Annotated in this window: 11 protein-coding genes, 1 rRNA gene and 1 pseudogene; 7 read left to right on the plus strand and 6 right to left on the minus strand. The window is 41.4% G+C overall.

All coding sequences use genetic code 11. The features are described from left to right. The 3 genes and pseudogenes from rrf to V7K56_RS27860 form a co-directional block, all read left to right on the plus strand. Positions 1–93, plus strand: a 5S ribosomal RNA gene (rrf, locus tag V7K56_RS37280); the annotation flags it as partial. Positions 94–586: 493 nt separating this feature from the next. After that, positions 587–745 (plus strand): hypothetical protein, encoded by a 159-nt coding sequence (locus V7K56_RS27855; protein WP_334915771.1) that lies wholly within the window; start codon positions 587–589, stop codon positions 743–745. A 96-nt stretch (positions 746–841) separates the two neighbouring features. Next, positions 842–1,738, plus strand: a pseudogene (locus V7K56_RS27860) (IS630 family transposase). 103 nt (positions 1,739–1,841) lie between these two features. On the opposite strand, the gene V7K56_RS27865 reads toward V7K56_RS27860, so the two are convergent. Together V7K56_RS27865 and V7K56_RS27870 are read right to left on the minus strand one after the other, a co-directional pair. Continuing rightward, the gene (locus V7K56_RS27865; RefSeq protein WP_334915773.1) at positions 1,842–2,606 is read right to left on the minus strand and encodes a peptidylprolyl isomerase; all 765 of its coding nucleotides are present in this window, start codon (positions 2,604–2,606) and stop codon (positions 1,842–1,844) included. Between the two features lie 646 nt (positions 2,607–3,252). Continuing rightward, a complete protein-coding gene (locus tag V7K56_RS27870) occupies positions 3,253–3,627 on the minus strand; it encodes a c-type cytochrome (protein WP_094352507.1) in 375 nt (124 codons plus the stop codon). 210 nt (positions 3,628–3,837) lie between these two features. Between V7K56_RS27870 and petG the strand changes: the two genes are divergently transcribed. Next, positions 3,838–3,951 carry a cytochrome b6-f complex subunit V gene (gene petG / locus V7K56_RS27875; protein WP_063721252.1) on the plus strand — a complete coding sequence of 38 codons (114 nt, stop codon included), beginning with the start codon at positions 3,838–3,840 and terminating at the stop codon, positions 3,949–3,951. Between the two features lie 101 nt (positions 3,952–4,052). On the opposite strand, the gene rsmD is transcribed toward petG, so the two are convergent. Next, positions 4,053–4,598, minus strand: coding sequence for a 16S rRNA (guanine(966)-N(2))-methyltransferase RsmD (gene rsmD / locus V7K56_RS27880; RefSeq protein ID WP_334915776.1), 546 nt, complete (start codon positions 4,596–4,598; stop codon positions 4,053–4,055). A gap of 113 nt (positions 4,599–4,711) precedes the next feature. Then, positions 4,712–5,347, minus strand: a complete 636-nt coding sequence (gene hisH, locus V7K56_RS27885; RefSeq protein WP_334915778.1) for an imidazole glycerol phosphate synthase subunit HisH — start codon at positions 5,345–5,347, stop codon at positions 4,712–4,714. A gap of 58 nt (positions 5,348–5,405) precedes the next feature. Between hisH and V7K56_RS27890 the strand changes: the two genes are divergently transcribed. The 3 genes from V7K56_RS27890 (at position 5,406) to V7K56_RS27900 (ending at position 8,854) form a co-directional block, all read left to right on the plus strand. Continuing rightward, positions 5,406–7,046, plus strand: coding sequence for a DUF3370 family protein (locus V7K56_RS27890; RefSeq protein ID WP_334915780.1), 1,641 nt, complete (start codon positions 5,406–5,408; stop codon positions 7,044–7,046). A gap of 833 nt (positions 7,047–7,879) precedes the next feature. Next, a complete protein-coding gene (locus tag V7K56_RS27895) occupies positions 7,880–8,314 on the plus strand; it encodes a response regulator (protein ID WP_334915782.1) in 435 nt (144 codons plus the stop codon). A gap of 102 nt (positions 8,315–8,416) precedes the next feature. Then, positions 8,417–8,854, plus strand: a complete 438-nt coding sequence (locus V7K56_RS27900; RefSeq protein ID WP_334915784.1) for a response regulator — start codon at positions 8,417–8,419, stop codon at positions 8,852–8,854. Between the two features lie 107 nt (positions 8,855–8,961). On the opposite strand, the gene V7K56_RS27905 is transcribed toward V7K56_RS27900, so the two are convergent. Together V7K56_RS27905 and V7K56_RS27910 are read right to left on the minus strand one after the other, a co-directional pair. Next, positions 8,962–9,756, minus strand: coding sequence for a Tab2/Atab2 family RNA-binding protein (locus V7K56_RS27905; RefSeq protein ID WP_334915786.1), 795 nt, complete (start codon positions 9,754–9,756; stop codon positions 8,962–8,964). Positions 9,757–9,909: 153 nt separating this feature from the next. Further along, on the minus strand, positions 9,910–10,179 hold the full coding sequence (locus tag V7K56_RS27910; protein ID WP_334915788.1) for a YciI family protein: 270 nt from the start codon (positions 10,177–10,179) through the stop codon (positions 9,910–9,912). Positions 10,180–10,556: the final 377 nt, after the last annotated feature.

The following is a 10,556-nucleotide window of genomic DNA, read 5'->3' on the forward strand; positions in this document are numbered from 1 at the left end:
CACACTGAACCCTTCCCGAACTCAGAGGTGAAACGCTGCTGCGGCCACGATAGTTTAGGGGTTGCCCTACGCAAAAATAGCTCGATGCCAGGTTTGATTATACAAACTATTAGCCCCAAGCGATGAAATAAGCTTGGGGCTTTTTTGTTTTGATAATGAATTTAGTATTGAAAAATTAGACCTGCCTTGAAAATATAGCGGTTATCAGTTATTTTACCCATTCCGGAACGACTTATTTTTACCTGACTTTTTAACTCCATTTATCTGCATAATTCTTCCAAAGTGCTATCGTTAGACTGTACCAAGTGCAAATGTCAACAGGCGTTTTAAATGGCTGTGGCTTTATGGTTTTGTCCATTCACACTCAGGTCAGACAAAAGGCGTGGATACTGCCTTATTTAAATATTTAATTATTTAACAAAGTACTTGCAGATTTCGCGCAACATTTTGGTATTGGTGAGAAAAAACAGGCAGTTTTGGTTGTTGATCAAGCAGGGTGGCACAAAAGCGCTAAAGTCAAAATTCCACAAGGCTTACAGAAGAGTTTTTACCTTCTCATTCTCCCGAATTACAATCAGCTGAGCGTTTGTGGACACTCACGAATGAACCAATTGCGAATCTGAGTTTTGAAAGTCTTGATGAGGTTGAAGAAGTTTTAATTCAACGTTGTCGTCAAATTATTGACCAGACTGATTTTGTACATGGTTTAACCCATTTTCACTGGTGGCTGGAAATCGCGGCTTAATTATGGGTAATTTGCCGGAGATGATATATAGCAGCCGCCATCAAGGTTAGGACATAGAATAGAAAAGCCCTTCCACTTTTGCGTTTTATTTCTGTGATGCCCAAACCCTACAGCTACGACCTGCGCCAAAAAGTTATTGAGGCGATCGAACTCAATGGCATGAAGCGCTGTGAAGCCAGCGAACATTTTAACATTAGCCGCAACACCATTAATTTATGGTTGCAACGTAAAGCTCAGACGGGGGACTTCCGAGCCAAAGTAAGTGAGCATCGGAGCAAGAATAACAAGATCGCTGACTGGGAGAAGTTTCGAGCCTTTGCCGAAACCTATGGCGACAAAACCCAGGTGGAGATGGCTCAGTTGTGGGATGGAGAGATTAGCGATGCCTACGGCGAGCTACGCTAACGCACAATATCACGTGCCTTGAAGAAGATTGGGTTTTCGCGAAAAAAAAGACCTACGGCTACCGTCAAAGAGATGAACAATTACGCCAAGCCTTTGTCGAACAGCTAGCCACCCTTAACAATGAACAGATTGTTTACGCGGATGAGTCAGGTATGGATCATCGAGACGACTATGGTTATGGTTACAGTCTTCGAGGAGAGCGCTTTCATGACCTGAAGTCCGGTCGCAGAAAAGGTCGAGTCAACATGATTGCTGCACTTTGTGAGCAACAGTTGCTAGCACCCTTCACGATTGAAGGAGCTTGCAATCGAGAGGTATTTGAAACGAGGGAAAGAAACGTGCTTGATTCCCACTCTTAGACCAGGACAGAAACTGGTGATTGACAATGCCACCTTTCATAAAGGCGGACGCATTGAGCAACTGGTTCGGGCTGTAGGCTGTGAGGTGTGGTACTTACCACCCTATTCACCAGACTTAAATCGGATTGAAAAATGCTGGTCGTGGCTAAAAAGCCGCATTCGCAAACAATTAGAGTATTTTGAAACACTGCCAGAAGCTATGGAGCATGTCCTAAGTTTAGCGTCCTAACCAACCTGGCGGTTGCTATAACAGACTGATCGCTGACTTCAGTTTTGAAGCCAAGTATGGTACGTGAGTCTCATACTTAGGTTAAAGGTTTATCGCCTGCCGATCACGTATCCTCTTCCCCTTTTGGTGCAGACATGATTTGCTTTTGCTGTTCTTGTAGCCAGTTTTGAAAAAGTTCATTCAATAGGCGCATTTTCATAAATTCATCCAGTTGTGCTGGAATAAATTTTTCTAACCGCAAAATCACAAACCATTCAGCGATACGGGTAGGAGGCAATATCTGACCTGGTTGACTGCTAGAGAGCATTTGCACCATTATCGGATGTAGTGCATTCAGTTCAATCGGGCCTACCAAGCCACCAGTTTGGGCTTCCGGTCCGAGTGAGTATTCCCGCGCCAAATCAGCAAAAGAGTTTTCTTTTGCCTGAATCCTGAAGTAGAGTTCTTGGGCAATTCCCACATCCTGGGTTCGCAGTAAGGAATAAATTACTTTGTCCAGTTTTGTCTTGGACTGAAAAAAGTAAGATTCCAGTTTATTACCCCAAGTGGCTTGCTTGAATTTTTCAATTTTCAGCTTACGAGTCGTAATAACTTCTAGTTGATCGGGAGTCAGCCCTTGATGTGCCATCCAAGCCTGGATGTCTTCTTCATTTTTAAACTGTTTTTCAGCGTAAAACTGCTGTTTAGCTTGGGCTACTTCTTCAGGGGTACACTCTATTACTACCTTGGCGGAGCGTGAGTTTTGCTCTATCGCCTCATCAATGATTAATTCCCGCTGCAACTGTGGCAGCATTTGGTAACTTGCCAGTAAAGAAATCAGTTCACTAGCTGTAATTGTACGATTACCGATTTGGATCGCTTCAGTCATTAGCTTTCGGTCATCTCAAAAATATCTAGTCTGTTAAAGAAGCTGTACCTTAGCCTAGTGTTTAGGAACTTTTACCTTAATTCTACAGAGTTAGATATACTAACCTCACTTTCGCAATAATTAAATAGTTACTTGCTAACATACTTAAAAATATACAGTTTATATGAGTTTTTATCAAAGATTCTACGCAAATACTAGCAGATGTGAAGATAAAGACAAAAGACAGTTCTCGCCACTACGACTTTAGAAGACAAGTTTATCAGACTCAGCTAGAGTGTTTTGCGGTTTCTATTATTCTGTAGAGGCACAGTGGTATTAGTGTCGCGGCTCTTTTCCCAACCTCGAAAGAGCGTTTAGTAGATAAGGGTAAACGCCAAGGACTTTAGTGAGTCCGCGTACCCCTACGGGAAAGCAAGCTACGCCCAGTGTCTCGCATCTAAGCGTTTAGAATTATCTCAAGTAGAGCAAGCAGGTATGATGTGCTGAGGGCGACGCTCCTATGTTTCTAAAACTTCTCTACAAGATGCTGCGCGAACGCTATGGAGCATCTAAGGGGTATACTTAAAAAAAGTATAAAAACGTACATATTTTTGAGGACTTTTCACACAAGGGTATTTATGTATCCTACAACCAAAAATTCTTAGGTCTACAATGACTCTAAATAGTTCAAAAGATCCGCCATTTCTTGAGCACTAGGTTGGAATTTTGGCATTGGTGGTGTTTCGCCACTAATCACTTGGTGAATCAGCCCATACCGAGACTTGTGCTTTGAAACAGCTTGCAAACTGGGCCCCACTCGCCCATCTGCTTCTAAGCCATGACAACCAGCACAGTTAATTTGAAATATCGCGTGTCCTTGAACTGGGTTTCCTGTTAGGGATAGAACACTCTTGACGTATGGATCAGAGGCTTGAACTAACTGAACACCAAAAAAGCCTAAAGGGACTCCTAGCAGTATAGCTAGCGTCAATAAAACGATCCGCTGAATCAAAATTTCAGGTTTGGTAATCTGGTTATCCAAAAGGTTTGCTGTAAAAGTCTAGGTGTGCTAAAAAGTTTTCATTTCCTACACATAGCTTAAAAGTTCTTGATTGTGTCTGCAAGCACAGAAGACTATTTTCTTGTGGGCATTCGCCCTCCAAAAAGGCTGTAGGGCGCAGGATTCATACGAAATTTGGTAAAATCAAAAATAGACAATGAATATTTAATAATTACAAAGAGGAGATTTACAGTGGTTGAACCCCTGCTATCAGGTATTGTCCTTGGTCTAGTTTTCGTCACTCTCGCCGGACTTTTTTACGCTGCATATAAGCAATACAAGCGCCCCAATCAGCTGGGAGGATGAGGGAATGTCCAGTGCTTAGTGTTGAGCTGAGTGCTGAGTGGAATGAGGCAAGGGGACAAGGAGGACAAGGAAGCAATTTTCTTCTCCACTCCCCATTCTTTTCATTCCATAATTCTGTAGAAAGTAAGTGATGTGTTGCCGTAAACTTTTTGGCGGCAAATTTCCCAAGCGGGAATCTCTGGCTGTATCCAACTTTGTAAAGCGTGTTCAACTGCGATTTCACCGCTAGCATCTAAAAGTTGATAATGAGCGATCGCTTCTAATACTGGCTGGTACAATCCACTGACATAAGGTGGATCGAAGTAGATTCTATCGAATTGCTTACCTGATAAAGTCTTTAACTGGTGCGTAATATCTCCCCGCAATACTCGAAATTCTTGGTCGGCATTAGCTACTTGCTGCCAATTTTGTTGGATGGTGGCACAGGCTCGGCTCGATTGTTCAATTCCCACTACTAGGCTGGCTCCTCTACACAAAGCCTCTGCGCCCATTGAACCAGTACCAGCGCATAAATCTAGCCAGCGACAACCTACAATTTCTCCCTGCCAAATATTAAAAACTGCCTCTCTTACTCGCGCACTAGTCGGTCTAGTTTCTTTTCCTGGTAAAGTTTTTAGCTGGCGATTGCCGTAAATTCTCAGGCTCATTATTCATTAAACATGGAGCATGGGCCAAATAGGGCTTTGGCATTAATTCAAGGTCGATGGTCATTTTCATTTATTAACAAATGACAAAGGACAAATGACAAATGACAAAATAATTAGGCAGGAATTTTTTCGCGGACTTGAGCAACAAAATTAGACAGTATTTGCAATCCGATATTAGAGGATTTTTCGGGGTGAAATTGGACTGCCATGAGGTTTTCGTGAGCGATCGCGGCTGTCACGGTTTGAGTACCGTGAGTGATAGTTGCTGCACGGATTAGCGGGTCTATTGGGTCAACATAGTAGGAATGGACAAAATACACCCAAGGATCGGACGGTAAATGCTCCCACAAAATACTTTTTGGTTGAGTGATTTCCAGTTGATTCCAACCCATGTGAGGAATAGTGATGTCAGGTTCAAGACGAAACCGCCGCACTTTTCCTTGGATAATTCCTAGTCCTGGTTGAGTACCTTCTGCACTTGATTCAAAGAGAATTTGCAATCCTAAACAAATTCCTAAAAAAGGTTTACCAGATGCGATCGCTTCTTTAATAGGTTGTTCTAAACCACGCGATCGCAGGTGTTGCACTGCTGGATCAAATGCTCCTACTCCCGGTAGGACTATTGCATCTGCCCGCTCTAATTCTTTTGGAGAATAAGTAACATTAGGAGTTGCTCCAGCTTTTTCCAAGCCTTTGCAGACTGAGTGCAAATTTCCCATCTCGTAGTCTACGACCGCAATCACTGGCATTTACCTGCTCCTTGTAAATTTATTATGGAGGGTTTTTCTATTCTAAATAATATTTGTTATGAAGAAAAGAATTCTATTAACTTCTTTTGATATTTGGCTAAAAGATCAACAGTCAAATTCTTCTGATGATTTATTACTTGAAGTTACCAAACTCGATCTGATACAGCATGACTTAACTTTTTTACGTCAGTTACCTGTAGATGTGCAACTTGCCAGTACTCAGGTAATGGAAAAAATCAAGGCAATCCAACCTGATTACATCATCTGTTGTGGCATGGCTGCAAGTCGTACACAATTAAGTGTAGAAGCAGGTGCTAGCTGCAAAGAAATTGTTTTACAGACAGAAGTTGATTTAGAAAAATTAGTGGCGGGAGCAGCGGCAATTGAAATTAGCCACGACTGTGGGAAATTTGTCTGCGTTCGCGTAGCGTCTCGAAGAGAGGGTCTTTACTATTCAGTGTTGGACTACCTAAGCCAAAATAAACTTACAGCACGTTGTATTTTTGTCCACGTTCCGGTTCTCAATCAAGAAAATTTGATGGGGATTCTTGATATTTTTGCCCATCATGTTGCAAAAGCTGAACCACCAGAGAATTTGCGTAGGCGTAGCCCGTCGGAGACATCGCTCTATCTAGGGATAATTTTGCATAACCCTGGTTCGGAACCAGTGAAGGTAAATATTTTGCAGGCGGCGAGTTATTTAAGTCAACCGGATGCACCATTTATTCAGTTACCATCTTTTAGCCAAAATCTTTTAGGTAAAGTTTTTGCCGGGCCAGGCGATCGCGTCATGTCTGATGTACTTAGGGGAGTGCGACAAGAGATTTTCCCTGCCCAAATTGAGATTCCACCAAAGCAAAGTCGGATGTTACTCAATTTACCAATTCCTGTGCAAGGATTGACACCACCCCTGAATGGACGGTCTACATTGATCCGACTGCAAAGTGATGGTACTGTCTATGCAGCTAGCCTAGCGATGTTTGCACGGGAGAATCCTGATGGCAGTGAGCGATCGCCTACTTTAGAAGAATGGCAGAATCTACTAGATAATGGCGATTTGGCTGGGCCACGAGATAAAACTCCTACTCCCTTAGAAGAAACTGGCAAGCCAAGAATTTATGGACGAGTTGCGGGAGTAGTTGGTGGTTCACGATGGAGAGCCTTATTAGTAGATAATTCTAAAGCTAGGTATCTAACTATTCCCCAGCCTGGTCAAGTGTTTTCCTACGCTTTAAATACCCTGCATGGCGGTACATTAGGAACTGGTCAAATTCAAAGTGCGCCTATGCTAGTGCGCTATCCTGACACCGCATATCGCGCTTATGGCAACTATGGAATTCAATATAATCTCAAGTTGCCGCTATACAACAATACTCAAAGTCCTCAAACTGTTAGTGTGTCGATACAAACACCACTCAAGGAAGATCGGTTAGTCAAACCAGGGTTACGCTTTCTAAGTACACCAGATCCTCAAGTATTCTTCCGAGGAACGGTACGGGTACGTTACAAAAATGAGCTAAATCAGCCACAAACTGAGTTTGTGCATTTAGTGCAAAAGAGAGGTCAACTAGGAGAACCGTTAGTTTTATTAAAGATGAAACCAGGCGATCGCTCTTTAGTAGAAGTAGATTTTCTCTATCCCCCGGATGCTACACCACCGCAAGTATTAACAGTCTCAACTCAAGCTGAACCTCGGTAATGAGTCATGGGTAATGGGTAATAGCTTTTCTCCAATTACCTATGACTAAAAAATTTTAGTCAGATCATTCACAAAATTCTACTGTTTAGCAACTTGGCACGGCTTAAAGGCACACCTGTTATCAAACACCCAGTTAGCGCAATGGCTTACAATGTTTACTGATAGCAGGCATAGTATTTATCAAACAGACAGTGTTTAAAAACAATTCAAGATTGTAGACGCCTATTGAAGTTGCAATAATAGATACTGTGACTACTAAGGTAGTAGTCCAAGGCCTAATCTCACGCATAGATTCTTTTGTTTTTATTGATCGTGCAGATAACCTACATACACTACCCGAATCTAGTCCTGGCAAGTAACGTCACTAATTATACTACTTACAAGCAACCATGCCATATTTTAGGTTGAAAAAGAATTCAGAATCCAGAATACAGAATTCATGGCTTTATTCTGACGACTAACTCCTGAATTGTGTTTTGATAAACAATGTTATCGCCAAAACCTAAAAATATTAGAGCAAATATTAAGAAATTTAAAGATATAAAAGTTATTTTAAGTTTTTTATCATTAAATCAGGGTCAGCAAAATACTTAGTAATTTACGACTGCAAAGCTTTGGACTTTAACTATCACGGAAAACAACACTTTACTTATAGAAACCATATCGTATATCCCTCTAGATTCCTACGCCATCTGTTCGAGCCGCTAAATTATGAGAATTGCGTTGCATAATGTTAAGTAAAATTATGGAAATCTTATTTTTCTATGAAAAATGCACTAATTCTTAAATTCTCATTAGATACTGTGACATTCACTTAGAGTAAGGCTCCTGGTATGCCCATTCCCAACACTTCTACGCTGGAAGGATTGCGAGTACTAGTGGTCGATGATGACCTCGATTCTTGTACCTGGATGACTTGTTTGCTTGAGTTTTATGGAATTGAAGTTCATTCAACTTTCACAGTACATCAAGCCTTAGCAACGTTTGTCGAACTTCGCCCAGATTTAGTACTTAGTGACATTGCCATGCCTGGTGAAGATGGTTATTCGCTGCTACGTCAGATCAGGCAAATTGAAGATAGGCTTGACAAATCCACTCCCGTTATTGCAGTTACAGGACTTGGAAAGTTAGAAGCTCGATTTTCAAAGTTGCAAGCAAGGTTTGACCAATGGTTATTAAAGCCTGTGGACATAGATGAGTTGATTAGGGCGATCGCTCACCTAACAGGGCGGTCAATATTGATCAGTGAATTAACTTCTTCATATTGATAAGGCTTTTCACCCCAAGTTTGTGTATTTAGGGTGAATACTTATTCCGCTCCATGCGTTGCAATAGAAATAGCAAACTATAGCAGGCAATAAAAGGACGGCATGGCAACGGATCAGAAAATCAATCAAGAAACTGAGTTAAATTCGCTCCAGCAACTTATTGGAACCACTATCTTACTGGTAGAAGATGAGCCAGAAATTGCAGATTTGCTCACCTTTATTTTGGAAGCAGCAGGTGCAGAGGTAATGATTTTAAGCGATGCAGAAACAGCCCTTGATTTGGTCGAATCGCTTCATCCTGATATTTTGCTGTGCAACATGAAGTTGCCCGATCGTGATGGAAATTGGTTAATTGAGCAAATTCGAGTGCATTCTTGTCCATCTATAAGAGAGCTGCCGGCGATCGCTATCACTTCTTATACACGGGAAGTCTCAAGCTATAAGGCTTTGAATGCTGGTTTTAATCGATTTCTAGTCAAGCTTGAGAGTCCAGAAGAAATTGTAGATGAGATTGTTCACCTGTTATCTACCGATATTTAAATATAACTAGTAAAGCGTAGACACATATTTCCTTGTAGTCAGACATCGCTTTAGTCGATTTCTTTAGCTATAAAAATTAAGCAGACAAATATTTTTGGCAATTAATATCAATTTTCTGCCCGCAATAACCAAAAGCCGCTATAAGTCATACCAGAATCATCGGGTTGAACTAACAAAAAATGCAAACCTCGGCTTTGCTGCTTGCGTTGTTCAAATGCTTGGGCTGCTGTTGTAACTTCTGGATCTTCAAATGTGGCAACAATCCACCTATCCACTAAGCTAGCTTCTAATATTAAGCCATCTGGTGCGCCAGAAATGTAGTTCAAGCTTACAGGACGGGCTTGCTGCAACCACCGTGCTAGGCGCATTGATTGCCGTCCACCATAAATTACGACACCAGGAACAGGGATTGTTGATGCTAAACCCAAATTGATTGGTTTGAAATGTTCTGGGATGTGCAAAATGGGAATGGGGCGATCGCTAAATCTCGTTTCTACATCACTAGCAGCTAGAGTCGCAAAACGCCATTGTTCTCCCCAGAGGTTTTCTGGTAATGGTGTTGGGGGTGGTTTATCCAACGTTAAGGGATATTGCTTTTCTTCTAACCACTGCTTTAACGCCAAGGTGTGGCGGGTAGGTTCGACATTAATACTTAAATCGCGTCCAGCCGCCTCAATTAAGCTTAGAGACTGCGGACGAAATACCTGAATTACATCTGGCAGTTTTTCACCAGCAGCTAGCTCAAGTTGAGTCGCAACCCAATTAGAATTTGCTGCTGACTGGAGACAGGTGGCTTCATATTGAAAGCTGCGAGTTGTGTCACAAATCAACAACTCCCATAAAATTTGTCCAGACGCATCTTGTGAAGGACGACGATAAAAATCAACTTGCCAAATTTTCATAAATTGGGAATGGGGCATGGGAGAGATCAATGAGAGTTAAAACTGGAAATTTCATGTTCAGAGGCTCAACGTTGATGCTCAGAAGCTAAACGTTGATGCTTAAAGGTTCAACGTTGATGCTAATTCTCCCATGCCCAATGCCCCAAACTTAATTTAAAAAGCCTGAATCCATTCTTTGACTGAATATTCAGTCCAAATACCATTTTTCCAGTAAGGATCGTTTTCAATTAACTGGCGCACAGTGGCTTCGTCTTCGGCTTCGTAAATGCCAAAAACTTTTGTGACATCCTTGGTGGGGCCAATGGTAATCAGTGCACCGGATTCTTTCTGTTTTGCTAATCCGTCTAAATGAGCTTGACGGTGGGGGGTACGTTTTTCGAGAACGTCTTCGCAGTAACTTCCCCAAAGTACATATTTAGGCATAATTCCTTGTTACTCCTACTGATTAATAAGATATTGCTTGCTTTTACCCTAAATTTTCTCTATAAAAAAAGAGTTAGTACCATGCAAAACTCAAAATTTAGACTCAATTTGTTGCCTCAACCAATCACGAAAACTAGCATGATAAACACTATAATGGATTTCTGCTCCTATTGATTATAAATGTAAAAATTCTCGCCACTTGTCTAAAGTTACCTTGATTTCATATTCATCTACATCTAATCTTTTTGCTATTGTTTCTATTGAAATTGATTGCTCTTGAACCAGAAATGTTGAATATCGATACAAAACTTTACATTATTAGTTAGAGTAGCTTTAAAAAGCCCAAAATAGTCAACATAACATGATTTCCTCAAACC

Source organism: Nostoc sp., assembly GCF_036917535.1.
Lineage (GTDB): Bacteria > Cyanobacteriota > Cyanobacteriia > Cyanobacteriales > Nostocaceae > Nostoc.

Coding starts and splice junctions, on each gene's coding strand:
- V7K56_RS27865 (WP_334915773.1), bottom strand. CDS start 2,606: ATGACTGAAGCGATCCAAATCGGTAATCGTACAATTACAGCTAGTGAA.
- rsmD (WP_334915776.1), bottom strand. CDS start 4,598: ATGAGCCTGAGAATTTACGGCAATCGCCAGCTAAAAACTTTACCAGGA.
- hisH (WP_334915778.1), bottom strand. CDS start 5,347: ATGCCAGTGATTGCGGTCGTAGACTACGAGATGGGAAATTTGCACTCA.
- V7K56_RS27890 (WP_334915780.1), top strand. CDS start 5,406: ATGAAGAAAAGAATTCTATTAACTTCTTTTGATATTTGGCTAAAAGAT.
- V7K56_RS27895 (WP_334915782.1), top strand. CDS start 7,880: ATGCCCATTCCCAACACTTCTACGCTGGAAGGATTGCGAGTACTAGTG.
- V7K56_RS27900 (WP_334915784.1), top strand. CDS start 8,417: ATGGCAACGGATCAGAAAATCAATCAAGAAACTGAGTTAAATTCGCTC.
- V7K56_RS27905 (WP_334915786.1), bottom strand. CDS start 9,756: ATGAAAATTTGGCAAGTTGATTTTTATCGTCGTCCTTCACAAGATGCG.
- V7K56_RS27910 (WP_334915788.1), bottom strand. CDS start 10,179: ATGCCTAAATATGTACTTTGGGGAAGTTACTGCGAAGACGTTCTCGAA.